At 63.9% G+C, this 26,137-nt stretch carries 24 protein-coding genes; 12 read left to right on the top strand and 12 right to left on the bottom strand.

All coding sequences use genetic code 11. The features are described 5' to 3' along the window. The first annotated feature begins 145 nt into the window (after positions 1 to 145). Both FN060_RS11050 and FN060_RS11045 read left to right on the top strand, forming a co-directional pair. On the top strand, positions 146 to 685 hold the full coding sequence (locus FN060_RS11050; RefSeq protein WP_142588072.1) for a GNAT family N-acetyltransferase: 540 nt from the start codon (positions 146 to 148) through the stop codon (positions 683 to 685). A gap of 44 nt (positions 686 to 729) precedes the next feature. Beyond that, positions 730 to 2,043 carry an MFS transporter gene (locus FN060_RS11045; protein ID WP_142588071.1) on the top strand — a complete coding sequence of 438 codons (1,314 nt, stop codon included), beginning with the start codon at positions 730 to 732 and terminating at the stop codon, positions 2,041 to 2,043. 7 nt (positions 2,044 to 2,050) lie between these two features. Here FN060_RS11045 and FN060_RS11040 read toward each other — a convergent pair whose 3' ends face one another. From FN060_RS11040 to FN060_RS11020, 5 genes are all read right to left on the bottom strand, one after another. Next, complete coding sequence (locus FN060_RS11040) at positions 2,051 to 2,470, bottom strand: GNAT family N-acetyltransferase (protein ID WP_142588070.1); 420 nt, start codon at positions 2,468 to 2,470, stop codon at positions 2,051 to 2,053. Between the two features lie 77 nt (positions 2,471 to 2,547). Continuing rightward, a complete protein-coding gene (locus FN060_RS11035; RefSeq protein WP_142588069.1) occupies positions 2,548 to 4,614 on the bottom strand; it encodes a hypothetical protein in 2,067 nt (688 codons plus the stop codon). Positions 4,615 to 4,624: 10 nt separating this feature from the next. After that, complete coding sequence (locus FN060_RS11030; protein WP_142588068.1) at positions 4,625 to 7,432, bottom strand: DUF4159 domain-containing protein; 2,808 nt, start codon at positions 7,430 to 7,432, stop codon at positions 4,625 to 4,627. After that, complete coding sequence (locus tag FN060_RS11025) at positions 7,429 to 8,349, bottom strand: DUF58 domain-containing protein (protein WP_142588067.1); 921 nt, start codon at positions 8,347 to 8,349, stop codon at positions 7,429 to 7,431. The genes FN060_RS11030 and FN060_RS11025 overlap by 4 nt, the downstream gene beginning before the upstream one ends. Before the next feature lie 26 nt (positions 8,350 to 8,375). Continuing rightward, a complete protein-coding gene (locus tag FN060_RS11020) occupies positions 8,376 to 9,389 on the bottom strand; it encodes an AAA family ATPase (protein ID WP_142588066.1) in 1,014 nt (337 codons plus the stop codon). Positions 9,390 to 9,556: 167 nt separating this feature from the next. Between FN060_RS11020 and FN060_RS11015 the strand changes: the two genes are divergently transcribed. From FN060_RS11015 to FN060_RS11005, 3 genes are read left to right on the top strand one after another with little or no spacing between them, the layout of a single operon-like run. Then, a complete protein-coding gene (locus FN060_RS11015) occupies positions 9,557 to 10,183 on the top strand; it encodes a DUF1285 domain-containing protein (RefSeq protein WP_142588065.1) in 627 nt (208 codons plus the stop codon). Continuing rightward, positions 10,176 to 10,811 (top strand): CoA pyrophosphatase, encoded by a 636-nt coding sequence (locus tag FN060_RS11010; protein ID WP_142588064.1) that lies wholly within the window; start codon positions 10,176 to 10,178, stop codon positions 10,809 to 10,811. Before FN060_RS11015 ends, FN060_RS11010 begins: the two co-directional genes overlap by 8 nt. After that, entirely contained in the window at positions 10,808 to 12,070 is a 1,263-nt protein-coding gene (locus FN060_RS11005; protein ID WP_142588063.1) for a CCA tRNA nucleotidyltransferase, read from the top strand. The genes FN060_RS11010 and FN060_RS11005 overlap by 4 nt, the downstream gene beginning before the upstream one ends. An 8-nt stretch (positions 12,071 to 12,078) precedes the next feature. On the opposite strand, the gene FN060_RS11000 is transcribed toward FN060_RS11005, so the two are convergent. From FN060_RS11000 to hemF, 3 genes are all read right to left on the bottom strand, one after another. Beyond that, on the bottom strand, positions 12,079 to 12,264 hold the full coding sequence (locus FN060_RS11000; RefSeq protein ID WP_052638909.1) for a DUF1059 domain-containing protein: 186 nt from the start codon (positions 12,262 to 12,264) through the stop codon (positions 12,079 to 12,081). A gap of 91 nt (positions 12,265 to 12,355) precedes the next feature. Next, the gene (locus tag FN060_RS10995) at positions 12,356 to 12,643 is read right to left on the bottom strand and encodes a hypothetical protein (protein ID WP_142588062.1); all 288 of its coding nucleotides are present in this window, start codon (positions 12,641 to 12,643) and stop codon (positions 12,356 to 12,358) included. Between the two features lie 138 nt (positions 12,644 to 12,781). Continuing rightward, complete coding sequence (gene hemF, locus FN060_RS10990) at positions 12,782 to 13,696, bottom strand: oxygen-dependent coproporphyrinogen oxidase (protein ID WP_142588061.1); 915 nt, start codon at positions 13,694 to 13,696, stop codon at positions 12,782 to 12,784. Positions 13,697 to 13,844: 148 nt separating this feature from the next. On the opposite strand from hemF, the gene FN060_RS10985 reads away from it, so the two are divergent. Beyond that, positions 13,845 to 14,099 carry a hypothetical protein gene (locus FN060_RS10985; protein WP_142588060.1) on the top strand — a complete coding sequence of 85 codons (255 nt, stop codon included), beginning with the start codon at positions 13,845 to 13,847 and terminating at the stop codon, positions 14,097 to 14,099. Here the strand turns inward: FN060_RS10985 and soxR are convergent, their stop codons facing one another. Further along, positions 14,100 to 14,582 (bottom strand): redox-sensitive transcriptional activator SoxR, encoded by a 483-nt coding sequence (soxR, locus tag FN060_RS10980; RefSeq protein WP_142588059.1) that lies wholly within the window; start codon positions 14,580 to 14,582, stop codon positions 14,100 to 14,102. Between the two features lie 84 nt (positions 14,583 to 14,666). On the opposite strand from soxR, the gene FN060_RS10975 reads away from it, so the two are divergent. Both FN060_RS10975 and FN060_RS10970 read left to right on the top strand, forming a co-directional pair. Beyond that, positions 14,667 to 15,236: an NADPH-dependent FMN reductase gene (locus FN060_RS10975; RefSeq protein ID WP_142588058.1), complete on the top strand. Its 570-nt coding sequence runs from the start codon at positions 14,667 to 14,669 to the stop codon at positions 15,234 to 15,236. After that, positions 15,236 to 16,471, top strand: a complete 1,236-nt coding sequence (locus FN060_RS10970) for an MFS transporter (RefSeq protein ID WP_142588057.1) — start codon at positions 15,236 to 15,238, stop codon at positions 16,469 to 16,471. Before FN060_RS10975 ends, FN060_RS10970 begins: the two co-directional genes overlap by 1 nt. Positions 16,472 to 16,488: 17 nt before the next feature. Here FN060_RS10970 and FN060_RS10965 read toward each other — a convergent pair whose 3' ends face one another. Together FN060_RS10965 and FN060_RS10960 are read right to left on the bottom strand one after the other, a co-directional pair. Continuing rightward, complete coding sequence (locus FN060_RS10965) at positions 16,489 to 18,141, bottom strand: Na/Pi cotransporter family protein (protein WP_052638903.1); 1,653 nt, start codon at positions 18,139 to 18,141, stop codon at positions 16,489 to 16,491. 118 nt (positions 18,142 to 18,259) lie between these two features. Further along, positions 18,260 to 18,721 (bottom strand): tRNA (cytidine(34)-2'-O)-methyltransferase, encoded by a 462-nt coding sequence (locus tag FN060_RS10960; RefSeq protein WP_142588056.1) that lies wholly within the window; start codon positions 18,719 to 18,721, stop codon positions 18,260 to 18,262. Positions 18,722 to 19,110: 389 nt separating this feature from the next. Here FN060_RS10960 and FN060_RS10955 point away from each other — a divergent pair, with 389 nt between their 5' ends. Together FN060_RS10955 and FN060_RS10950 are read left to right on the top strand one after the other, a co-directional pair. Next, on the top strand, positions 19,111 to 20,964 hold the full coding sequence (locus FN060_RS10955) for an ABC transporter ATP-binding protein (RefSeq protein ID WP_142588055.1): 1,854 nt from the start codon (positions 19,111 to 19,113) through the stop codon (positions 20,962 to 20,964). A 123-nt stretch (positions 20,965 to 21,087) separates the two neighbouring features. Then, positions 21,088 to 22,950, top strand: coding sequence for an ABC transporter ATP-binding protein (locus tag FN060_RS10950; protein ID WP_142588054.1), 1,863 nt, complete (start codon positions 21,088 to 21,090; stop codon positions 22,948 to 22,950). 4 nt (positions 22,951 to 22,954) lie between these two features. Here the strand turns inward: FN060_RS10950 and FN060_RS10945 are convergent, their stop codons facing one another. Beyond that, complete coding sequence (locus FN060_RS10945; protein WP_183949625.1) at positions 22,955 to 23,893, bottom strand: endonuclease/exonuclease/phosphatase family protein; 939 nt, start codon at positions 23,891 to 23,893, stop codon at positions 22,955 to 22,957. 337 nt (positions 23,894 to 24,230) lie between these two features. On the opposite strand from FN060_RS10945, the gene petA reads away from it, so the two are divergent. Beyond that, complete coding sequence (petA, locus tag FN060_RS10940) at positions 24,231 to 24,809, top strand: ubiquinol-cytochrome c reductase iron-sulfur subunit (protein WP_077546742.1); 579 nt, start codon at positions 24,231 to 24,233, stop codon at positions 24,807 to 24,809. Positions 24,810 to 24,819: 10 nt separating this feature from the next. Then, complete coding sequence (locus FN060_RS10935; protein ID WP_142588052.1) at positions 24,820 to 26,115, top strand: cytochrome b; 1,296 nt, start codon at positions 24,820 to 24,822, stop codon at positions 26,113 to 26,115. Positions 26,116 to 26,137 lie beyond the last annotated feature (22 nt).

Raw genomic sequence — 26,137 nt, 5'->3', positions numbered from 1 at the left:
TGCTGCTATTGGGCTTGCCATCATTCAGGAACCCTCGATGACCGAAGTACGGGCACTGCGACGACGCTGATCCTCCGACGTGACGCTCCACGAGCGCCGCCACGATCACCTGTCCCATCCGTATTCTCCAAGGCTTCGGTTCACCATGGCTCCGCAACTCTCGCCCAAGCACGATCTTGTCTACCTCACCGAGGACGCTTCGCATGACGACGTCATCGAACTGATCAATGCGGAGGCCTTCGGGCCCGGACGGCATACGCGTGCCGCCGCCCGCATCCGCGAGCAGGGCGCCCATGACCGGTCGCTGTCCTTCGTCTGCGCCGACGACGGAGAGACCATCGCCTCGGTCCGGATGACACCGGTGATGGCAGGATCGGTGAAGGGGCATCTGCTCGGGCCGCTTGCCGTCCGCCCGTCGCACAAGAACCGGGGGATTGGGCGGGAACTGGTCCGGATCGCCGTCGAGGCGGCCCGGCGGCGGGGTTCGGAAGCGGTCATCCTGGTGGGCGACCCGCCCTATTACATGCCGCTGGGCTTCGAGAAGGTCGCCTATGGCGCGCTGGCTTTCCCAGGTCCGGTCGACCCGGCGCGGGTGCTCGTCGTTCCCATGGCTGCCGATGTCCATGACCGGCTCAAGGGCACAATTTGCTGGCACGACTGGGACACATCCTCTATGGGGGCTTGAGCCGCGGGAGTTCCGGGGCCTTCGTCAGCACAGGGGACGGTGGAATGACGACGCTTACCATAGACGAGGCGCTGGATCGCGCCGGGGCAGGGACATACCAGAAACGACTGATCGGCATCTTCGGGCTCGTGTGGACGGCCGATGCCATGCAGGTGCTGGCGGTCGGTTTCACCGCAGCCTCGATCGCTGCAACCTTCGGCCTGACGGTGCCGCAGGCGCTCCAGACGGGGACGCTCTTCTTTCTCGGCATGCTGGTCGGCGCGATCGGCTTCGGCCGACTGGCCGACCGGATCGGCCGCCGCAACGTGCTGATCGTGACCGTGCTCGCCGATGCGATCTTCGGCACGCTTTCCATCTTCGCGCCGGACTTTACCATCCTGCTTCTGCTCCGCTTCCTGACGGGGGCGGCCGTGGGCGGGACGCTTCCCGTCGACTACGCGATGATGGCGGAGTTCCTGCCGGCGCGGAACAGGGGGCGCTGGCTCGTCATGCTCGAAGGCTTCTGGGCGATCGGCACCCTGATCGTCGCCCTTGCCGCCTGGGTGTTGAGCCTCCTGGAGGTCGAGGACGCCTGGCGCTACATCTTCGCCGTGACCGCGCTTCCCGCACTCATCGGCTTTGGCCTGCGGTTCCTGGTGCCTGAATCGCCGCTCTACCTGATGCGGACCGGAAGGAGCGACGAGGCGAAGTCGATCATCGACCAGATCCTCGTGACCAATGGCAAGCACATGCTGCCCGCCAGCCAGCAACTTGCACAGCCGGCGCCGGTGCCGGAGGTGAAGATCTTCTCCGGCCCGCTTCGCCGCCGCAGCATCCTGATCCTGGCGGTGTGGTTCCTGGTCTCGATTTCCTATTACGGTGTCTTCGTGTGGATGCCGCCGAAGCTTGCCGGGGAGGGCTTCGGATTTGTCCGCGGCTACGGCTTCCTGGTGCTGATCGCGCTCGCCCAGCTTCCGGGCTACGCCCTTGCGGCCTATGGCGTCGAGAAGTGGGGTCGACGGCCGACGCTGGTCGGCTTCTGCCTGCTCTCGGCAGCGGGATGTTTCCTCTTCGTCGTGGCGAGCGGAAGCATCCTGATCGGAGCCTCGCTGCTGATCATGAGCTTCGCCCTGCTTGGGACGTGGGGCGCTCTCTACGCCTTCACGCCGGAACTCTACCCGACGGCGTCGCGGGCAACGGGCATGGGCGCGGCAGGCGCCATGGCCCGTTTCGGAGGGCTGATCGCACCTTCGGCGATGGCCTTCGTGGTGGCGCAGAGCTTCGGGCTGGCGATTGCGGTCTTTGCAGGCCTGCTGGTCCTCGCTGGGCTGGCGGCCTTCCTGATCGACGCGGAAACCCGCGAGGCCTCGCTGGCCTAGGTCAGGGTCAGAGGCGCTTCTTCAGCCAGGTGACGGAATGGCCTCCGGTGAGGCCTTCCAGCCTGCCGATGGGTTCATACCCCTGCTTCAGGTAGAAGGGCAGCGCCAAGGCGTTCATCGTGTCGAGATAGGCACCGACGCAGCCACGGCTGCGTGCCTCCTCTTCCGCCATGGCGAGCAGTCGTTTCGCAATGCCCTGTCCGCGAAGGTGTTCGGGAACGAACAGCATCTGCACGTAAAGCCAGCCGCGCCCGGTGCGGCCGAGAAGCCCGCCCTCCGGTTCGCCAGCGCCGTCCCGCAGGATAATGGCGAGATCCTTGCGGTCCATCGGCCCGAAGTTCTCGATATTGTAAGCCTGCAGGCGGTCGAGGATCGCCTGTTCTTCCTCGGGCGTGAAGTGGTCGGTAATCGTCAGTTCGGGTAACATGGGGCAGCCGGTCGGTTTCAGCGGCGTGCGCAATAGCAGCCGCGATGGCGTGGCGAAACCCCAAAAGCAGCTTATCCCTAACGACCTTCGCGCCACCACATCGCCGCCACGGCGAAGAGCAGGATGGACAGCCCGCCAAACCCTGCAAACAGCGGGATCGTGTTGATGCCCCGCAGCACGGTCTCGTCGGTCAGGCGGATCACCATGCGGTTGCGATCCTGCACCCGCACCTCGCCGCGCACCGGCAGGATATCCGGCAGCGAGAGGTTTTGCCCGTCGGAGACTCGCGTCACCAGGCCTTTGGTTTTCTCGGCATAGGGAGCAAGTGTCTCCTCTGTCGAGATCATCGCCTTGAACTCCGGCGCATCGACCGTCCCGACATGGACGAGGGTTGAAAACTCGCCGTTGGTGACTTCGAAGAGACCCGTTTCCTCCATGCGCCGCTCGAAGCGGTAGAGCCCGGGACCGGCTTCGACAAGCGGAACGGTTTCGCTGCGGCCAGACGGATAGGTGATGGTGGCCGGACCCGGATCATCCCCGATGGTCTGGCGCGTCGCCTCGAGCGTACGGCCGACGGCGCGGGCTGTAAGCGCCTCCTCTTCGAGGTCTGGCTCCTTCATCAGCCAGTGCGCGATTCGCCGGTAGAGCGAGACATGCGGGCCGCCGCCTTCGAATCCGCGAGCCCAGAGCCAGCCATGGTCGGAAAGCAGCATGGCGACGCGGCCCTCGGCCTCGCGGTTGAGGACGAGAAGCGGCCGTCCCTGGTCTGCGAGCATGACAGTCTCGCCCTGGGGCGCCGCCACGTCGATGGAGCGAAACCAGCGGCCCCAGGCGGGTGGCTCCTGTCCTGCGCCGTCAAGCCCGCGTGTCACGGGATGCTTCTGGCCATCCTCCGACAGGCGCGGATAGAAGCCGGCATTGTGGACGTCGCCGGTCGGCTCTGCCGGCAGGATCTGCGAAAGCGGCGTCGCCGCAATGGAGTTGTCGCCGGCATGCTCGGGGCCGGCCGCAATCAGCAGGGCCCCACCGTTCTGCACATATTGGGCGATGTAGTCATAGTAGAGGATCGGCAGCACGTTGCGGTGCGTGTAGCGGTCGAAGATGATGAGATCGAAGTCCTCGATCTTCTCGACAAAGAGTTCACGCGTCGGGAAAGCAATCAGCGACAACTCATTGATCGGCGTACCATCCTGCTTCTCCGGCGGGCGCAGGATGGTGAAGTGGACGAGATCGACCGATGCGTCGGATTTCAAGAGGTTGCGCCAGGCGCGTTCGCCGGCATGGGGCTCACCCGAGACCAGGAGCACGCGCAGGTTCTGCCGGATGCCGTCGATGACATGGACGGCGCGGTTGTTGACGGCGGTCACTTCGCCGGGGACTTCGGCGACGGAGAACTCCATGACATTGCCGCCGCCGCGCGGGACGGTGAAGGAAAACGGCGTGTCGGCGCCGGGAGCCGCCTGAAGTGTCGCAATCTCCTCGCCATTCATGCGGACGGTGACATCCGCCACCTCGCCGGTGCTGCGGCCGTCGTCGAAGACACGCAGGGTCATTTGCTGTTCTTCGCCGACAATGCCGAAACGGGGTGCGCGAACAACCTGCACGCGCCGGTCGAATTCCTCCGGCTGACCGGTGATCAGGCCGTGCATCGGGGCGTCGATCGTGAGTTCCTGGTTGACGCCGGGCAGGTCGTGGATCTGCCCGTCCGTCAGGAATACGGCGCCGCCGATACGTCCCGGAGGCACGTCGGACGTGGCCGAGGCGAGGGCGGAAAACAGACGCGTGGATGGCGTCTCCGTATCCGGGTCGTCCGAGACTTCGACTATGCGCGTCTCGATCCGCGGGAAGCGGGCGAAGCGGTCCTGCAACCCGGCAAGCGCCGAATCGGTCTGCTCCTGTCGCCCAGCCATGGCCTGGCTCTGCGACCTGTCGACGACAATCGGCACGACCGTCGAGAGCTGCTCGCGGTCTTCCTGCATCAGCAGCGGATTTGCGAGTGCCATCAGCAGTGCCGCGAGCGCCACCGTGCGGAGGCCGGCACCGCGTATGCCGCGCCTGAGGCTGAGCGTCGAAAGGAGGGCGGCCGCTATGGCGAGTGCCGCCAGGATCGGCCAGGGAAGGAAGGGGGCAAATTCGATGCTCACGACGCTGCTCCTACTGGCCGAGCCGTTCGAGAAGATCCGGGACGTGGACCTGGTCGGACTTGTAGTTGCCGGTGAGCATATACATCATGATGTTCACGCCTGCTCGGTAGGCATATTCCCGCTGCATTCCGTCCGGCACCGTTGGAAGCACGGAGTTGCCCTGGCTGTCGATCGCCCAGGCGCCGGCGAAATCATTGGCAGTGATCAGCAAGGGCGTCACGCCGTCGCCGGAGGATGAGAGTTCGCTGCTCGTCTCGGCGGCTTCCTGCCTCGCCTCCACCCAGAGGGGGCTGCCAGCGTAGCGGCCGGGAAAGTCCTTCAACAAGTAGAAGGCGCGCGCCAGGACATGATCCTCCGGGGTCGGTTCCAGCGGCGGGATGTCGATATTGGCAAGGATGACCTGCAGCCGCTCGCCATTGGCGGTCGTGGCGCCGAAGCTGTCGAGGCTGGAGAACTGGTCCCGCGTGTCGAAGAGGACGGTGCCGCCGTTGCGCATATAGGCATCGATCCGCGATATCGCAGCGGCAGACGGCATGGGGGCATTGGCGGAAATCGGCCAGTAGATGATCGGATAGAAGGAGAGCTCATCGGTGGCGATGTCCAGCCCGACCGGCTTTCCCGGTTCAAGCGTTGTGCGGTAGGTCAGGAATTCCGTCAGTCCCGCAAGCCCCTGCTCGGACAGGCGGTCGACCTCTGCTTCTCCGGTCACGACATAGGCGAGATGCGTCGTGTCGAGGCGCTGCATGAGGAGATCGTCACCGGGCCTTGCATCCTGCGCCAGTCCGGAGTCGGGGGCAGCGAACCAGAGGGCGGCCAGAGCCAGGACGGCGGCAGTGGCCCGGCCGGGGCGCCGCGGCAGACGGGAGAAGGCACCGTTCATGAAGAGAACGACGAGGCTGTCGAGCAGGATCAGTCCGAAAGCGAACGCGAAGAGGAGCGGGCGAAGCGAGGCCGCCTCTTCCCCGATCAGTGTCTCGCGGAGGACCTGCTGACCCCAAAGCTCGGGATTGAAATGAGAAAGCTCGGTGCCGGCGGCGAGCAGGTTGACCGCGGTAAAGCCGTCCTCGCTGCCATAGAGACCGGGGGGATGGTCGAAGCTCGCGACCGGCGTCTGGCCGGCCGTGATCGCGATCGGCTTGGCCGTACCCGTCTCGGTCGACAGGATCCCCTCGGCGTCCAGCAGGCGGTAGGGTGGAAGGGCGGCGGCAGCCTCAGTTCCGCTGGTCGTGGTGGTAGCACCGCCCGCGCGTGCCATCTGCACGAGGCGTCTCAGCATCTCGACGAAGTTTCCGGACAGCGGCATGTTCGACCATGTGGCTTCGGCGCTGGTATGGAAGAGAACGATGCGGCCTGCGTCCTGTTCCCGGGTCGTCACCAGTGGCGTTCCGTCGCCGAGGCTGGCCCAGGTGCGCTCGGCAAGATCTGGTGTGGGCTCCGCGAGCACCTGCCTGTTGATGGTGATGTCCGCGGCCCGCGGCATTCCGGTGAAGGGCCCGAAGTCGGGGAAGTCGGCGAGCGGCTGGGGTTCAGACCAGGAAAGCGCCCCGCCAAGGGCTCGTTCCCCCTGGCGCAGGATCACTGGCACCAGCGGATCATCGGCCGGAGCCGCGGCGAGGCGCGGACCGGCAAAGCGGATCAGCATGCCGCCGCGTGAGATCCACTCCTGCAGCGGTCCGTAGGTTTCGGCTGGGAGGCGTCCGACATCGGCGAGGATGATCGCCGAGGGGTTGCGTTCGAGGATCTGGGGGATGGAAACCGAAAGATCTGCCGTGGTCGGCTCGATCAGGTCCGCATAGGGCTGCAATGCCCGGCTGATGTAGTAGAGCGGTTGAAGCAACGGCTGGAAATCGCTGCCGCTTTCGCCCGCGAGCAGTGCGACCCGGCGACGCTTGAAGCCGTCGTCGAGGAGATGCGCTGCGCCGGCTGTCGCAAGGCCTTCGATGCCGAGACGGGCGAAATCATTGCGCAGTTCGAAGGGCGCTTCAATCTCGGCCGTGGCCGTTGCCGCGCCGGCCGCGAACTCCAAGGTTCCGGACGCAAGCGGACGTCCCTGGATGTCGAGAGCATTGACCGAGATGCTGCGGGGAGCCGGCGTCGGCAGGCGCGTCGCCGTCACCGACATGGCTTCGGCGCTGTTGCTGGCGGCGGTAAGCGCGACGGCACTTTCGCCCTCGCCTTCGATCAGCCGCAGTTCGGCGGGGGAAAGGGCCCCGAAGGCGCCGAGTGCTGCCTCGTCGGCGTCCGTGGCGATCCCGTCGGAGATGTAGGCAAGCGTCCCGGGCGTCGTGCCGTTCAGCGCCTCGCCGATGGCGGAGGCAGCTCTTTCCCGGTCCGGCACGAGTGGCCGGGGTCGGGCGGCTGCGAGCTTCTCGCGTGCCGTCACTGCGTTGCCCGGCACGGCATCATGCGAGGCATCGGCGGTGAAGGCAATGGAGACGGGAATGTCCGCGGTCTCGGCATCTGCGATCAGAGCCTCCGCAGTCTCGATCCGTCGCTCCCAGTCTGTCGACGTCGCCCAGCCATTGTCGACGATAAGGACCAGCGGCCCACCGGCATCGAGCGAGCCGGCGCGCGGATTGAGGACCGGATTGGCGATCGCAAGGATGAGGGCCGCCGCCAGCAGCATGCGCAGCAGCGTCAACCACCACGGGCTTTGCGCCGGCGTTTCCTCCCGCTTGAGGACGCCGGCCAGGATGCGCAGCGGCGGGAAGACTTCCGTCTTCGGCCGCGGCGGGGTCAGCCTCAGCAGCCACCAGATGAGCGGCAGCGCCAGGAGGCCGAGGAGAATCGCCGGATTGGCAAAGGCGAAGGCACTCATGGGCGTCCTCCAACCAAGCCACCGGCCGGCATGCCTGAAAGATAGCCATGCACAGCGACGAGCGCCTCTGACGCCAGGTGGTCCGTGCGATGGAAGACAAAGCTCCAGCCCAGCCGGCGCAACGCATCTCCCAGCATCTCCCGGCGAAGAAGATAGGCGCGGCGGTAGTCGTCGCGGATCGTTTCGGCCCGGCCGGACACAAGCTTCTCGCCGGTCTCTGGATCAGTAAATTCGGTGCGGCCGGAATAGGGAAAACTTTCCTCCGCCGGGTCTGCGATCTCGACAACGTGGCCCCGCAGGCCGCGCCGTGCCAGCGGCGAGAGGCGGGACATGATCAGGTCGGCATCATCAAGGAAATCGCCGATCAGCACGAGGTCGCTGTGGCCGCGGATCATTGTAGTCTCCGGCAGGCCGCTGGTCGGTGGCGCATGCATGATGGCAGAGGCCAGCCGCTCGGCGGCATTACGGGCCGAAACGGGTTCCATGACGCCAGGGCAGCCGATGCGTTCGCCGGAGCGGGCGAGGATTTCGGCAAGGGCCAGCATCAGAACCAGCGCACGGCTTTCCTTGGAGACCGTACCGAAGGTGGATTTGTACATCATCGAGGGCGACAGGTCGCACCAGAGCCATACGGTATGCGCGGCTTCCCACTCACGGTCGCGGACATAGGTATGGTCGTCCCGGGCAGAACGACGCCAGTCGATGCGCGAGAGGCTTTCGCCTTCCGAATAGGGGCGGAACTGCCAGAAGTTTTCCCCCACGCCCCGCTTGCGGCGGCCGTGCCAGCCGGCGATCACGGTGTTGGCGATCCGCTTCGCCTCGACCATGCAGTCTGGCACGAGGGCGGCACGCGCCTGGGCGCGCGACAGGACCCGGCTGCCGGAAGTCTGCTGGACGATCTCGCCAATGGGTGCCACGCGCGATCCCTTCTATGGACGCAGGTTCAGCCGCGAGCCTGCCTGACGAGGCCGGCGATCACGTCGCGGACGGACATGCCTTCTGCGCGCGCCGCAAAGGTCAGCGCCATCCGGTGCTGGAGGACAGGTTCGGCCAGCGCATAGACATCATCCAGCGATGGGGCGAGACGTCCCTGGTAGAGGGCGCGGGCGCGGGCGGTGAGCATCAGCGACTGACCGGCGCGGGGACCAGGTCCCCAGGCAACGTTCTTGTCTGTCGTGGCATTGCCATGGCCGGGACGCGCGGAGCGGACGAGTTGCAGGATGGCGTCCACCACCTTGTCGCTGACCGGCATCTGGCGGATCAGCGACTGGATCTCCTGGAGACGTGCAGCGTCGATGATGCCCCGTGCCCTTGCTTCCGCCGAGCCGGTGGTCTGAAGCAGGATCTCTCGCTCCGCGGCAAGTTCCGGGTAGAGCACGTCGACCTGCAGGAGGAAGCGGTCGAGCTGGGCTTCCGGAAGGGGATAGGTGCCTTCCTGCTCCAGAGGGTTCTGCGTCGCGAGCACGTGGAAGGGCGAGGGCAGGTCATAGCGCTGGCCCGCGACGGTGATGTGGTATTCCTGCATGGATTGCAGCAGGGCGGACTGGGTGCGGGGCGAGGCGCGGTTGATCTCGTCAGCCATCAGCAGCTGCGCAAAAACCGGACCCTTCACGAAGCGGAAGGAGCGGCGGCCGGTATCATCCTGGTCCATCACTTCCGATCCGAGGATGTCGGAGGGCATCAGGTCGGGCGTGAACTGGATGCGGCTGGAGTCGAGCCCGAGGACGGAGCCGAGCGTCGTCACCAGCTTCGTCTTGGCGAGGCCGGGAACGCCGACGAGCAGGGCATGGCCGCCGGAAAGGAGCGCAAGCAGGGTATTCTCCACCACGCGTTCCTGGCCGAAGATGACCTTGGCAACCTCGCTGCGAACCGCGGCAATGTCGGCCAGTGCCTGTTCGGCTGCCGCGATCACGGCCTTTTCGTCCGCAACAGTCTCGTTGGAATTCATCAGACCCATGTCGCTCTCCTTGAGCCCTACCGGATAATCCCTGGTGGCGGACGAATCGTTGCGCTGGGGCAACCACTTCCTGTCCAACAACTTATTACCGCATAAGCGGCTGACAAGAACGCCTCGAATGACTATCTCGTGACAGAAATTGCTTAGAGCGGAACCGGGACTGAAAGATGGCAGGCGAAACCATTCAGACAGCGACTGACGCCGCCGGACTGGCCGCCCTGATCTCCAGGGCCGCGGACCAGAAGGCGGGCGGGAAGCCTAGTCTGCCCCCGGTCGACAAGTGGAATCCGCCCTTCTGCGGCGACCTCGACATGGAGATCCGCGCCGACGGCACATGGTTCTACATGGGTACCCCGATCGGCCGGCAGCCGCTGGTCCGGCTGTTCTCGACGGTGCTCCGCAAGGACGAGGACGGCAAGACCTATCTGGTTACACCGGTGGAGAAGGTGGGGATCCGCGTCGAGGACGCGCCATTCCTGGCCGTGGAGATGAGCCGGTCGACCCGGGACGGCCAGCAGGTGCTGACGTTCCGAACGAATGTCGGCGACGTGGTGGAAGCCAGCGCCGAGCACCCCATCCGCTTCGTGATCGAGGGCGAGAACAGCGAGTTGAAGCCCTATTTTCTCGTGCGGGGACGGCTGGAGGCGCTGGTGTCGCGCCCGGTCATGTATGACCTGGTCGAACTCGGTGAAACCGTCGACATCGACGGCGTGCCGATGTTCGCGATCCGGTCGGCGGGAGAAGTCTTCCCGGTCATGCCCGCCTCCGAACTGGAAACCCTGTCGCATGACTGATGCTCCGCTTTATTCGGCGGCTGGTTTCAAGGCGCGGGCCTTGAACCAGAACGGCGGCCCGATCGAGCATGCCTGGCGCGAGCATGGCGACCATCTGCTCAATCCCGACCTCCTGCCGGTGATCGAAGGCCTGCATCTGAAGGATGCCGCCGTTCTCGTGCCCGTCATCGACGATGGCGAGGAGGCCAAGGTGATCTTCACGCAGCGCACCGCGACCCTTCGCAAGCATTCCGGCCAGATCGCTTTCCCCGGCGGGGCGATCGATCCCGAGGATGCCTCGCCGGAAACGGCGGCGGTACGGGAGGCGGAAGAGGAGATCGGGCTGTCGCCCATGTTCGTCGAACCGGTCGGGCGACTACCGATCTATCTTGCGCCGAGCGGGTTCCGGATCACGCCAGTGCTTTCAGTGGTGCGCCGCGGCTTCCATCTGAAGCTCAACCCGCACGAGGTGGACGAGGTGTTCGAGGTGCCGCTGTCCTTCCTGATGGACCCTGACAACTATCGCCGCGGCAGCCGCATCTGGGATGGTCGGGAGCGGCATTTCTACGAACTGCTCTATGGAGACCGCAATATTTGGGGCATTACCGCGAGCATTGTCCGCACGCTCTACGAAAGGCTTTACGCATGACATCGGTTGCCGGCGAGGCCTGGTTCCGTGACCCCGCACTGCGACGCATCATGGACGTGCTGAACGCCGAAGGCGGCGAAGCGCGGGTGGTGGGCGGTGCTGTCCGGAATGCACTGATGGGTATGCCGGTCGGGGATGTCGACATCGCGACGACGCTTCGGCCCGAGGAGGTCGTCGAGCGTGCCAAGACGGCGGGCATCAAGGCTGTCCCGACCGGGATCGACCATGGGACGGTGACGCTCGTGCTGGACGGGCAGGGCTTCGAGGTGACGACGCTCCGCCGTGACGTTGAGACGGACGGGCGCCGCGCGCAGGTGGCCTATGGTACCGACTGGACGGTGGATGCCGAACGGCGCGACCTGACGATCAATGCCCTGTATGCGGATGCAACGGGTGATGTGATCGACCTCGTCGGCGGCCTTGCGGATATTGAAGCGCGCAATGTTCGCTTCATAGGCGATGCGGCGGCACGGATTGCCGAGGACTATCTGCGTGTCCTGCGCTTCTTCCGGTTCTTTGCCTATTATGGCAACGGGCGCCCGGATGCGGACGGGCTGCGGGCCTCCGCGAGAGCGAAGGACAAATTGGGCACCCTGTCGGCCGAGCGCATCTGGAGCGAGACGAAGAAGCTGCTTGCCGCTCCCGATCCGTCGCGCGCCCTCCTCTGGATGCGCCAGACGGGGGTCCTCACCGAGATCCTGCCGGAAACCGAGAAATGGGGCATCGATGCGGTGCACGGGCTCGTGGCCACCGAGCAGGCGATGAGGTGGGGGCCCGATCCCGTGCTGCGTCTTGCGGCAATCGTGCCCGACGATCCCGAGCGTATGGAAACGATGGCGAAGCGGCTGCGCATGTCGAATGCGGAGGCTGCAAGACTGCAGGCATGGTCAACAACGCCTGTTCTTCCTGACGAGGTGACGGATGTGGGTTTTGATCGTCTGCTCTACCGCTATGGTCGGGAAGGGGTGCGCATGCGGCTGAGGCTTGCGCTCGCCAGTTCACGCGCTTCCGGCCAGGGTGACCCAATGGGCATGCGCAAGACTGCGAGGCTGAGCGCCCTCTCTGCTCGCTGTGACGCGTACAAGCGTCCGAGCTTTCCGTTGTCGGGAAGTGACGTGCTTGCCGCCGGCGTTCCCGCCGGCAAGCGTGTCGGCGAGGTTCTGGCGGCGCTCGAGACGCTCTGGGTGGAGCGTAACTTCACGCTTGGCCGGGCAGAACTGACTGCCCGGCTGGAGCAGATGGTCAAGGATATGGGCTGAGGCCGACGTCAGGCTGCGGCCGCTTCGTCGCGGATCCGTGCCTTGATGTTCTCGACCATGTTCTCGCGGATGATCTCTTCGCCATGGGCGATGCGCAGGTGCTCGACTGCGCGTCGGACGATTTCCGCATCTTCATTGGCGCGGGTGTGCCAGGAGCATCCGGGAACGAGGGTTCCGCATTCGAAAAGTCTCATTGCGTCCTCCTTGTGATGGGCGACGAAAACTATCCGAGGATACCTCGTCGCCCTAGCGTAACTAGAGAGATCGGCAGGCGTTCCCTTTCACCTAATCGCGTAGCGCCCAGGCATGGAAAACGGAAGCCGACTGCAACGGCATGTGCCGCCGTCCGAAGATCTGCTCCCTGGCAGCCGCGTTGGTGAGGCCTGTACGGCCGGCCAACTGCCGCCTTACCTGCTCGAGATAGTACTCCCTGGGCAGGCACGGGTCGCTGCGCGAACGAAGTTCGTCAGCGAGATGCTCGATCATGTCGGGGGTATCCAGGAGACGTGCCCTTTCCGAAGTCCTTTCGGTCGGGGTCCTCTGCGGCACAGGCATGCTATTCGACGCAATCATCGCGTTCCTCCTCCGGTGCAACCAAGGAGAAGACTAGCATCAAAGATATTGCCTGAACATGTCAAATGTTAGCGATGCGACATATTGCGTGATCGTACCGACGGCCGCACCATGTGAAGCCTTCGGTTTCCCGTCCCCTCAGGGCCAGCGCACGACCGGGGGCAGGGACGAGAGGATCGATTCGACGTTGCCGCCGGTCTTCAGACCGAAGATCGTGCCGCGATCATAGAGAAGGTTGAACTCGACATAGCGACCGCGACGGACCAGCTGTTCGTCCCGGTCCGCCTCCGTCCAGGCCTGGTTGAAATTCGCCTCGACGATCTTCGGATAGACGAGGGCGAAGGCCCGGCCGACATCCTGGACAAAGGAGAAGTCAGCCTCCCAGCCGCCCTTTTCCTCGCCGGAATGCAGCCAGTCAAAGAAGATGCCACCGATGCCGCGTGGCTCGTTGCGGTGCTTCAGGAAAAAGTACTCGTCACACCACTGCTTGTAGCGCTCGTAGTCGGCGACCGCTTCGTGGCGCCGGCAGGTGATCTCCATGGCGCGGTGAAAGAGGGTCGCGTCCGGATCGGTCTGCACCCGCCGCCGGTCGAGGACGGGCGTAAGATCGGCACCGCCCCCGAACCACTGGCTGGTGGTCACCACCATGCGGGTGTTCATGTGGACCGCGGGGACATTGGGATTGACCGGGTGCGCGATCAGGGAGATGCCCGACGCCCAGAAGCGGGGGTCTTCATCCGCACCGGGCATCTGCGCGCGAAAGTCGGGAGAGAATTCGCCGTGCACTGTGGAGGTATGGACGCCGACCTTTTCAAAGACGCGACCTTCCATCATCGACATGCGGCCGCCGCCGCCGAGGCCTTCCTCCCGCTGCCAGTCCTTCGCAACGAAGCGTCCCGCCGGCTGGTCGGACAGGGGACCTTCCAGCTTGTCCTCCAGTGCCTCGAAGGAGGCACAGATCGTGTCGCGCAGGCTTTCGAACCATGCGCGCGCCGTCGCCTTCTTCTCTTCGATGTCCTCCGGCAGACCTTTCGGCAAAACTGGACGTTCCATGTGCTTCTTCCCGCTCGGCGATTCTTTTTCTAACAATTTCCCTTAGCAGCAACGGCTCAATGCAGCCAATCCGATGGCGTCCGACCCAGCTTTTCCGACTCGCAAAGCGCGCAATGCCGCATTATCTTCAGCCCAGAGAGGTAGACCCATGGCGAAGTTCACGCCACCGCCGCTCGACGGCCTGAAGAGAAGGATCGACCGGCACCGCCAGGAAAAGGCCGGACGTTCGTCGATGTTCGTGCGGGAAACCTTCTGCCTTTCTCGCGACGAGGCCCGACAGAAGGCGCGGGAGTGGTTCGACGAGTATCCGAAGGCGGCCTACTGGACCGAGGTCGAGAGTTGGCGCCAACTGGACGGTGACCGGATCGAGTTCACCATGCGCCGGCTGCCAAGCGCGGACTGACTATCCGGCAAACTCCCTTCCGGCTTCTTCTTCTAGAATGACCGGCCCTGGCCCCTTGTCACCCATCACGTCGTACGGATTGCGCAGGGGACAGTCGGTCATCGAAAGGCAGCCGCAGCCGATGCAGCCGGTGAGATGATCGCGTAGTGCCGTCAGGCTGGAAATCCGTTCATCCAGTTTCTGCCTCCAGGTCTCCGACAGTCTGCGCCAGTCCTCCGCGGTGACCGGGCGATCGTGCGGCAGAACGGAGAGGGCATCCCGGATCTCCGCCAATGGAATGCCGGTCTTCTGGGCGACCTTGATGACGGCAACACGCCGCAAGACGGAGCGCCGGTAGCGGCGTTGATTGCCCCTGTTCCGATAGCTCTCGATCAGCCCCTTTGTCTCGTAGAAGTGCAGCGTCGAGACCGCAACGCCGCTGCGCCGGGCAATTTCTCCGACCGACAGCTCTCGCCGGATACCTTCGTGAATCGTCTCGCTCATTTTCTCGATTGCCGCTGTTGACCTCAACTATGGTTGAGGTTTTATAGCAGGTGCTCTCTTGAACGCAAACCAGGGAGCAACCCCATGAAACCAACACTTACGCTCGCCCTCATCTATGGCAGCGCGCGCGACGGCCGCTTCTGCGACACCGTCGCAGACTGGCTACTTCGGCACCTGCCGGATATGATTGAAGCCGATATCGTGACTGTGGATCCTGCCCATCTGAACGCTGGATCTTCAATGGCGCGGACCGAGGTGGAGCGGCGGATCGGTCGCGAGCTTGCCCGCGCGGACGGTTTCCTCGTCGTGACGCCGGAATACAATCACGGCTATCCCGCAGCGCTGAAGGAGCTCATCGATTGCTACCAGAAGCCCTGGTCGGCGAAGCCCGTGGCCTTCGTGAGCTATGGCGGTGTGTCGGGCGGCTTGCGGGCGGTCGAGCAGTTGAGACAGGTATTCGCCGAGGTTGGCGCTGCGACCACCCGCGAGACGGTCAGCTTCTCCAACGCCTGGGAACGGTTCGATGCCAAGGGAAATCCCCGTGAGCCCGAGGATGTGCTGCGACGTCTTCGCGCGCTCGTCGTCCAACTGGAGTGGTGGATGACGACACTGAAACACGGCCGCGAGACGGTCGTCTTCAGGGAGGTGGCGTGATGGCCTTCCGCTCCCTTCCGTCTGCCGGACCTGTCCTGGCCCCGGAGACGCACCGCGCCCGAAACGCAACCATGTTGGCCGTCAGTTCGCTGACGATCATGTCCGGCGCGGCGATTGCCGCGTCGCTGCCAAGCATCGAGGCCAATTTCCAAGGTACGCCGAATGTCGAACTGCTGAGCCGTTTCGTCCTGACGCTGTCGGCGATCTTCATCGCCGGGTTTTCGCCCGTCGCCGGCTTCCTGATCGACCGGTTCGGGCGCAAGCCTCTGCTGATCCTCGCGCTGGCGACCTTCGGGCTTGCGGGGTCGTCGGGACTGTTTGCGGAGACATTGCCCGGCCTGTTGATCGGGCGTGCGGTGCTGGGCATCGCCGTCGGCGGCATCATGACCTCGGTGACGGCGCTTGTCGGCGATTATTTCGCAGGCACTGCCCGCGACCGCTACATGGGCCTGCAGCAGGCGTTCATGGGCCTCGGCGGGACGCTGTTCCTGACGGGCGGCGGGTTGCTCGCCGAAATCCACTGGCGCATGCCGTTCCTGGTCTATGCGCTGGCCTTCCTGCTTCTTCCGGCCGCGCTGTTCTTTCTCACCGAGCCGCAACGCGCGTCGGCGGCACGGAGGACGCTGGAGGCGCGGCCGCTCGACCGGCGAAAGACGATCCTTCTCGGATTGCTGCTGGTCGGCGCGGTCTTCAACATGGTCGTCTTCTACATGATCCCGACGCAGCTGCCGTTCTTCCTGAAGTCCATGGGACTTTCATCGCCGAGCCTGGCAGGCGGAGCGATTGGCCTCGGGCAGGGGGTCGGCGTCGTCAGCGCGCTGCTGTTCGCAAGGGTGCGGCAACGATTGGGTGTGATGGGTGTGTTTGCACTGGCCTTCGGATCAATCGGATCGGCTTTCGTGCTGCTGTCGTTCGCAGATAGCTATCCTGGGGTGCTGATGGCGCTGGCAATCTCGGGCATCGGCATGGGAACCGTGATGCCGAACTTCGCCGGCGCAGTGATGCTGCTTGCGCCGCCACAGATCAGGGGGCGGATCTCGGGCCTTCTGGTCTCCAGCATCTTCCTAGGCCAGTTCGTGTCGCCGCTCATCTCGCAGCCGGTGATTGGGGCGGCGGGATTTTCCGCGGCATGGGGACTGGCGGGACTTGCGGCTCTCGCCGTCGCCTTCGGGTCGCTCGCCGTGCGCGTCGGCATGCCGGTCCTGGCGCATGTGCGGCGGGGAGGGCTGTCATGACAAAAGACGGGAAGGGATCAGGCGCCGGGCTCCGCCTGGCGCAGCCGGCTCTCACGAAGCAGCCCGCTATCATCGAGGATCGGATGGGCGACCGAGACGATATGGGCGTTGATACGCTTAAGGTCGCGGAGGATGTCCAGATGCAGGGAACTCGTCTGCAGGCTTTCCAGTCGGCCATCGCGAAGCCTCTCGAGGTGCCGCTCCGCCGACAGCTTCTCAGCCTTTCGCACGTCGACCTTCATCTCCATCAGGCGCAGTGCGAGGTTGAAGTCTCCGGTCACGAAGATGGTCTGGGCGATGCGCAGGTTCTCGATCGTGAGGTCGAAGAGGTTCTTCAGCTCCTGGTAGCCGTCCTCGGAGAACTTGAGGCTGCCCGATATCTTCTTGCGGACCTGCTCGCCCAGGCCCTTCTCGATGATGTCGCCCGTATGTTCCAGATTGATGGCATAGTCCATCACCGCGAGAGACCGGCGCAGGTTCTCGCCTTCGAGGCCCTCGCGGCCGAGCTTCGAGAGGTAGATCTTGACCTCCTGCTGGAGGTTGTCGACCCGCTTCTCCATCGCCTCTATCTCGGCAAGCGGCGCGAGGTCATTGTGCCGGAAGGCATTTTCCACGCGGACGAGCATACGTTCGATGAGATCGCCGACGCGAAGGACCTCGCGGGTGGCGTTCGCGAGAGCGACCACGGGAGTGGACAGCGCCTGGGCGTCAAGGAACTTCGGACCGGTATCCGGGTCTTCGGCGGTCGGAATGAGGCGCTTCATCAAGTCGGAGAGAAGGCCTGAGAAGGGCCATGCAAGAAGTGCCAGTGCGATGTTGAAGGCGAGATGCGCGTCGACCGGCAGTTTTGCCGGATTGAGCGGCAGCGTTTCCAGCAGTTCGGCGGCAAAGGCGACCAGCGGGAGGGTGATCAGGCAGCCGATGGCCCGGACCACAAGATTGCCGGTGGTGATGCGGCGGGCGGAGGCAGGTCCCGAAAATGTTGCAAGCACCGGTGGAATGGCGCCGCCGAGATTGGCGCCGAGGATCAATACTATGATGAGTTCAGTGGACAGGGTCCCGGTGGAAGCGAGCGACAGGACGAGCACGACGACCGCGAGGCTGGACGAGGAGACGACGGCCAGCAATGCCGTCAAGGCCAGCGCCACGGGCCATGCGCCATCGAGGAGCCGGATGAAGGCCGAGAGTGCCGGCGATTCCCGCATAGGCTCGGTCGCCATGGACAGGAGGTGGAGCGACAGGAGCATGAGGCCGATGCCGATCAGCGCCGTGCCGCCGCCCTTGCGGGCGGTCGAGCCGCCGCGGTGGACGACGAGGCCGACAAGGATCAGCAACGGCGACAGCCACTCGATGCCTGTAGCGACGATCCAGGCCGTGACGGCAGTTCCGACATTGGCGCCGAGCAGGACGATCTGCGCCATTCGCGCGCGGATCAGGTCACGTTCGACGAAGGAGGCAACGGTAAGTGCCGTGGCAGTCGAACTTTGCAGAGCCACGGTTGCGACGAAACCCGACACGAAAGAGCGGAGGCCACTCTGCGTTCCGGTGGCGAGACCTGTGCGGAGCCGGGTGCCGAATGCACGGGTGACGCCATCCTTCACCTGGGCAAGGCCAAAGAGCAGCAGGGCCACTGCGCCGAAGAGATTAATGATGACGATCGTCGATTCCATGCCGAATTCCGAAATGCCCCTGCAGGACAAGGTAGTTCTCTTGCCGGCTAAAGAAAATATGCCGGAAGAGTGGTTAAGGAAGATGTCGCCTGCGACGGTTTTCCGTGCAGTTCCGTTCTCAGGCCCAGACGGTCTGACGAAGCGCCTCTCCGGCGATCATGGCCGCCGACATGGCGACGTTGATCGACCTCTGCCCCTCGACCATCGGGATCAGGATGCGCGCATCCGCGGCCCCATGGACATTGTCCGGGACGCCAGCGCTCTCACGGCCGAAGAGGAGCACGTCGCTCGGACGATACTCGAAGCTAACATAGGGCAGGGCGGCCTTTGTGGAAGCCAGGATCAGCCTGCGACCGGAGGAGTGCCGCCAGTCCTGAAACGCCTGCCAGGTGACGTGGCGGGTCAAGGAGGCGCTAGCCAGATAGTCCATGCCGGCCCGCTTGAGATTGCGGTCGGAGATATCAAAGCCGGCCGGCTCGATGATGTGAACCTTCAGTCCGAGGCAGGCGGCAAGGCGCAGTATGGTTCCGGTATTGCCCGGAATATCAGGCTGGTAGAGGGCGATGTGAAGATCCGGCATGATCTGCCCTTAGGCGATCCGGCCTTGGCAGTCAAAGCCGGTGAGGGGGACTCAGGCGTTGTGGCCGGGCCTCAACAGACAAGCATCGGCAGCGTGTGCGCCGAGGGATGCGACGATCGGCCCTTCCAAATTCCGGTGAACGGAGCTAAAAGACCTCCGTCTTCAACGCCAGCCCCAGGAGGCCCCCATGGATATTGCCGTGAATTCCCGCCTTCTGCCATGGGCACCCTGCCTTCTGGCATAGGCGTATCGCGGTCTTCCGCATTCCATTTCTTTCCTGATTTGTCTCGCGGCCGGTTGTGGCCTCGTCTTTTATTTTCTGCCCATCCGACTACCCGTCTCAGAACGGGCGAAGCTCGGTCCGGGCCTATCGTTTCTGGAGAATGACGATGTTTTCGTGGTTCGAGCGTCGCGTCGACCCCTATCCCCAGGATCCGCCGGGTCTTCCGCCAAAGGGACTGCTTGCCTTCTGCTGGCACTACACGAAACCCACGGCGCCCTGGCTCCTGCTGCTCGGCATCTGCTCAATGGTCATCGCCATCGCCGAGGTCTTCCTTTACCAGTTCCTCGGCAACATCATCGACTGGCTGTCGAACGCCGACCGTGCGACCTTCCTTGAGCAGGAGAGTGGCCGTCTGTTCTGGATGGGCGTGGTGCTGCTTGTCGTTCTGCCGCTCGCCGGCGCCATTCACACGATGACGATGCACCAGGTGCTGGCCGGCAACTTCCCAATGATTGCACGCTGGCAGATGCATCGGTTCCTGCTGCGCCACTCGATGACCTTCTTCGCCAACGAGTTCGCGGGCCGTGTTTCGACCAAGGTCATGCAGACCTCGCTCGCCATCCGCGAGACGGTGATGAAGATCATCGACGTCTTCGTCTACGCGATCAGCTTCTTCGTGTCCATGCTGGCGCTGGTGATCGTGGTGGACTGGCGGCTCGTCGTGCCTCTCGTCCTGTGGTTCGTGTTCTACAGCCTGATCCTCTGGCACTTCATCCCGAAGCTCCGGAAGCTTTCCAGCGAGCAGGCCGATGCGCGCTCGATGATGACGGGCCGGATCGTCGACAGTTACACCAATATCGGCACGGTCAAGCTGTTCTCGCATGCGGGCCGTGAGGAGACCTATGCAAGGGAGGGGATGGACGAGTTCCTCGGCACCGTTCACCGGCAGATGCGTCAGATCTCGCTCCTCAACATCTGTGTCGACGTCAACAATGCGGTGACGATCTTCGCCGTGGCTGCTGCGAGCATCGCCTTCTGGCTGACGGGCGAGGTGTCCGTGGGCTCCGTCGCGGTGGCCATCGGCCTTGCCATGCGCATCAATGGCATGTCGCAGTGGATCATGTGGGAGGTGTCAGCCCTCTTCGAAGCGATAGGCACGGTCTATGACGGCATGTCGATGATGACGAAGCCGCACGAGGTAACGGACAAGAAGGGCGCGCCGCAGCTGCAGGCGAAGAAGGGGCATATCCGCTACGAGAATGTCCGCTTCCACTACGGGAAGAAGAAGGGCGTGATTGAGGACCTGACGCTCGATATCGCAGCGGGCGAGAAGGTCGGCCTGGTGGGACGTTCGGGTGCCGGCAAGACGACGCTGATGAACCTGCTGTTGCGCTTCTACGACCTGGAGGCGGGCCGCATCACGATCGATGGGCAGGACATCGCGCATGTCTCGCAGGAGAGCCTGCGCTCGCTGATCGGCGTGGTGACGCAGGATACCTCGCTGCTGCACCGCTCGATCCGCGACAACATCGCCTACGGCAAGCCGGAGGCGAGCGATGCGGAGATCATCGAGGCGGCGAGGCGAGCCAATGCCTGGGAGTTCATCCAGGGCCTCTCGGACATGCAGGGCCGGACTGGCCTCGATGCCCATGTCGGCGAGCGCGGCGTAAAACTCTCCGGTGGCCAGCGGCAGCGAATCGCAATCGCCCGCGTCTTCCTCAAGGATGCGCCGATCCTGGTGCTCGACGAGGCGACATCGGCGCTCGATTCCGAGGTCGAAGCGGCGATTCAGGAGAACCTCTTTGCCCTCATGCAGGGCAAGACGGTAATCGCGATCGCCCACCGGCTGTCGACGCTGACGGAGATGGACCGGCTGATCGTGCTCGACAAGGGGCGGATCGTGGACACCGGGACGCACCAGGAGCTCGCTGCCTCGGACGGGATCTATGCCGACCTCTGGAGCCGCCAGTCCGGCGGCTTCCTCGGCAACCACGACCTGGAGGAGGCGGCGGCGGAATAGAGTCGGTCCGCCTTCCACACCGTCAGATACCTGTGAGCCGCGCGTGGGCGCGGCTTACCTGTGGTGGCTCAATTCTTGCAGTGAGGGTTTTGTCCCGCAACCGGAAGCGCCTATATCCCGCCAATGATCAGATCCGTCGTCCGCTATTTCGAGAACTGGATTAGGCCCTTCGAGCGGCGGGACGACCTCAATCCACCTGCCGGTCTCGCGGCCTTCATCTGGTTCTATGTGCGTCAGGCGAAGCTGCCGTTCCTGGCGATGCTGGTGCTCGGAGGGGCTGCCGCCGGTGTCGAGGCGGCGATGTTCTGGTTCGTCGGTCGCGTCGTCGACATCCTGGCCACGGTGGATCGAGGTGCCGGATGGGCGGGCTTGATGGAAGCCCACGGCAACGAGCTGCTGCTGATGGCCCTGGTCATCGGCTTCGGGCGCTTTGCAATCGCCTCGCTGACGGCCCTCGTCGACCAGCAGATCATCACGCCCGGCTTCTACAATCTGGTGCGCTGGCAATCCTATGTGCATGTGTCGCGGCAATCGCTGTCCTTCTTCCAGAACGACTTTTCCGGCCGCATCGTCACAAAGGTCTGGTCGGCGGGCCAGGCGACCGGCGACGTCCTGACGACGCTGATGGAGAGCCTGTGGTTCGTGGTGATCTACTCGGTGTCGACGCTGGTGCTGGTGGCGCAGCTGGATCTGCGCATGGCGGCCGTGGTTCTCGTCTGGCTGACCATCTTCGCCTTCCTGGCGAAGTACTTCGTGCCGAGGATCCGCGAGCACGCCAAGCTTTCGGCCGAGGCCGGGTCGATGATCAGCGGGCGCATGGTCGATTCCTACTCCAACATCCAGACGCTCCGGCTGTTCGGCAGTGATGAAGCGAACGACCGCTACATGCGCTCCGGGTTCGAGAGTTTCCAGTCCACCATCATCCGCTTCACACGCCTGCTGACCGGTGTGCGCGCCTCCATGGCGCTCCTGTCCAGCACGATGATCGTGATGATGGGAGCACTCAGCATCCACCTGTGGCTTGCGGGACTGATCAGCTCAGGTGCGGTTGCCTTCACCATGGCGCTGATGCTGCGGCTGAACTTCCTGCTCGGCCGGCTGATGACGCAGCTGAACGGTTTGATGCGCAATCTCGGCACCGTCCAGAACTCGGCAGAACTCATCTCGCAGCCGATAGGCCTTTTCGACAAGCCGGATGCCGAGAGGCTGACCGTGCGGGCGCCGGAGATCCGCTTCGAGAACGTCAGCTTCCACTACGGCAAGGGCAGGAGCGTGATCGACGACCTGTGCCTCACCATCCGGCCAGGCGAAAAGCTCGGCATCGTCGGGCGCTCAGGCGCTGGAAAGTCGACGCTGGTCAACCTTCTGCTTCGCTTCTACGAGATCGAGAAGGGCCGCATCCTGATCGACGGCCAGGATATCTCGCGGGTGACGCAGGAATCGCTGCGGGCGCAGATCGGCATGGTGACGCAGGACACATCGCTGCTGCACCGGTCGATCCGCGACAACATCCTGTTCGGGCGGCCGGATGCGAGCGAGGAGCAGTTGCGCGAGGCCGCCCGGCGGGCGGAGGCCGACGGTTTCGTCGCCGAGCTGGAGGACCAGCGCGGCCGCCGTGGCTATGATGCGCATGTCGGCGAGCGGGGCGTCAAGCTTTCCGGCGGCCAGCGGCAGCGCATCGCCATCGCCCGCGTCATGTTGAAGAATGCGCCGATCCTGGTGCTCGACGAGGCGACGTCAGCGCTCGATTCCGAAGTGGAGGCTGCCATCCAGTCGAACCTCGAGCGCCTGATGCAGGGCAAGACCGTACTCGCGATTGCCCACCGGCTCTCCACCATCGCGGCACTCGACCGTCTGATCGTGATGGATGAGGGACGCATCGTGGAGCAGGGGACGCACGCGCAGCTAGTCGCGGCGAATGGAATCTATGCCGATCTGTGGGCACGCCAGTCGGGAGGCTTCCTGGCGGCAGACGCCGCACAATAGGCCGTCACGGCGCGAGGACGATGTCGGCGACCAGCCCGTAGTGGTTGGAGCCCAGTGATGACGGCAACCGCTGCAGCGATCTTATATGCAGCGGTTCGCGGACATAGACGTGATCGATCGGCACGCCGAACCATCCTCCCCAGTCCGGCCATGTGGGAGGCTCCCAGGATGCGGTGCGAAGGCCGGTCCAGCGCAGGAACATGCGGATGTTCGGCGCCAGGCTGGAGGCGTTGAAGTCTCCGGCAACGAGCAGGGGACCCTCGAGCCGATCCAGCATGCGGGCGGCGTTGGTGAGCTCCAAGGTCTGGAAGTCGTCGAAATAGGGCTTGGTCGTATGGATGGCCGCCAGATGAACCATGCGTCCCTGCCATGACAGATCCGAAAGGATCATCCGGTTTTCGAAGATCGTGCTGAGCGAGTGAACGGAGGGCGAGGTCAAGGGTGTCTTGGACAGCACCATGAGGTCGCAGGTCTTCGTCATCTCGCCACAACCGATACGGTAGGGATAGATCTGTGAGAGGGCGCCGAGCTCCCCCCGCAGCGGCATCGCCTCAAGGACGTTCACAACGTCGGCGCGGGAGGCAAGGATCAGGTCGCGGATCGCGCCGGCATTCTCCCTGTTCTTCGACAGGATGTTGAAGGACATCAGCCTGAGCGCAGGAGCATCGACATTGTTGCCAGCAAGCGGTTGCTGGACCATCTCCCGGGTCATCCAGAGCGCGTGCAGCCCAAGCGCCAGCGAGGCTGCAACCAGCAGCGCGGGAAGCAGGCTACGGTGAAGGACGAAGGCAGCGACAGCCGCCAGCGTGCAGGTGACGGCAAGGTGAAGCTGCAGGCTGCTGATGGCCGTGAAGATCCAGATGCCGACCACGTAGCGTGCAGCCGCGATGAGGATCACGAGCGACACGATGACGCATATTGCGACCGACAGAAAATACCTCATTCCGCCCTGTTCCCATTGATGCGCCGGCGCGTTCGGGCCTAGCATGCGGGTTGCTGCACCGCAACGCGAAGCCTGCGCGGAGGTTAACGTGCGAAGCGGGAGAGGAAGGCCGGGAAAGAGGGCATGCATCGCTCATGTCACAGCCCCGGAAAAGCTTGCGGAAAGGCCGCGACAAACTGGCTCCTATCCACTTGCCAAGACTGGACATAATTTGCGATCAGGCATAGAAGGCGCCGAATTGCCGGGGAATCTGTGTTCCAATTATGGCCAGTTCCACATCTCCGGTTGAGGGGCAAATGCGGGTTTTCGCGAATTGCGTGAGAAGGATGTTTGAGCCGTGAGCGAGCACGAGACACACAGCGAAGCACTGGGCGAGCCCACTCGCCGTGATTTCCTTTACCTGACCACCGGCATGGCCGGCGCGGTCGGAGCGGCGGCAGTGGCATGGCCTTTCATCGACCAGATGCGGCCCGATGCCTCGACGCTGGCGCTCGCTTCCATCGAGGTTGACGTCTCGGGGGTCGAGCCGGGCATGTCGCTGACGGTCAAGTGGCGCGGCAAGCCGGTCTTCATCCGTAACCGTACGGAGCAGGAGATCGAAGCCGCCAACGCCGTAGCGCTCGACGAGCTCAAGGATCCGATCGCAAGAAACGACAATATCGATGCGACCGCGGAAGCGACCGACCTGGCTCGCTCGGCCGGTGAGGGCAAGGAAAACTGGATCGTCATGATCGGTTCCTGTACCCATCTCGGTTGCGTTCCGCTCGGTCAGGCCGGCGATTTCGGCGGTTGGTTCTGTCCCTGCCACGGTTCGCACTATGACACCGCAGGTCGTATCCGTAAGGGTCCGGCGCCGACCAACCTGCCGGTGCCGACTTTCACGTTTACGTCCGACACAGTGATCCAGATCGGGTGAGGGGTTCTAGATAATGAGCGGTCATTCCACATACCAGCCGGCCTCCGGCATCGAGAAATGGATCGACTCGCGGCTTCCATTGCCGCGCATGATCCATGACAGCTTCGTCTCCTACCCCGTTCCCCGCAACCTGAACTATGCCTACACCTTCGGCGCGATGCTGTCGGTCATGCTGATCGTCCAGATCCTGTCGGGCGTTGTTCTGGCCATGCATTACGCGGCCGAAACGACGGTTGCCTTTAACTCCGTCGAGAAGATCATGCGCGACGTAAACCACGGTTGGCTGCTGCGCTACATGCACGCCAACGGCGCGTCGTTCTTCTTCATCGCCGTTTACCTGCACATCGCCCGCGGTCTCTACTACGGCTCCTACAAGGCGCCCCGCGAAATCCTCTGGATCCTCGGCGTTGTGATCTATCTCCTGATGATGGCGACCGGCTTCATGGGCTACGTTCTGCCCTGGGGTCAGATGTCCTTCTGGGGCGCGACCGTCATCACCGGCTTCTTCTCCGCCTTCCCGCTGGTCGGCGAGTGGATCCAGCAGTTCCTGCTCGGTGGCTTCGCCGTCGACCAACCGACGCTGAACCGCTTCTTCTCGCTGCACTACCTGCTGCCGTTCATGATCGCAGGCGTCGTCGTCCTGCACGTCTGGGCGCTGCACGTAACCGGCCAGACGAACCCGACCGGTGTCGAGGTGAAGACCAAGACGGACACCGTTGCCTTCACGCCCTATGCGACGCTGAAGGATGCGCTCGGCGTGTCGGTCTTCCTGCTCGTCTTCGCCTGGTTCATCTTCTACATGCCGAACTATCTCGGCCACCCGGACAACTACATTCCGGCGGATGCCTTGAAGACCCCGGCTCACATCGTTCCGGAATGGTACTACCTGCCGTTCTACGCGATGCTGCGCGCCATCACCTTCAATGTCGGCCCGATCGACTCCAAGCTCGGTGGCGTGCTCGTGATGTTCGGCTCGATCATCGTGCTGTTCTTCCTGCCCTGGCTCGACACCTCGAAGGTCCGCTCGGCCGTCTACCGTCCGTGGTACAAGCTGTTCTTCTGGATCTTCGTTGCCGACTGCATTCTCCTCGGCTGGCTCGGCGCCATGCCTGCGGAAGGCGTCTACGTCATCCTGTCGCAGCTCGGCACGCTCTACTACTTCGGCTTCTTCCTGGTGATCATGCCGCTGCTCGGCCTGTTCGAGACGCCGCGCCGCATACCGAACTCGATCACCGAGGCGGTTCTCGCGAAGCAGAACAAGTCCGACATGGAAAAGCTTCCGCCTGCCGAAGCCAGCGTCCGATAGCCGAGACCGAGAGGGAATGAGA

This window comes from Pseudorhizobium halotolerans (assembly GCF_902153235.2).
In the GTDB taxonomy this organism is placed as follows: Bacteria; Pseudomonadota; Alphaproteobacteria; order Rhizobiales; family Rhizobiaceae; genus Neorhizobium; species Neorhizobium flavum.
This window is presented reverse-complemented; position numbering and strand designations above follow the sequence as displayed.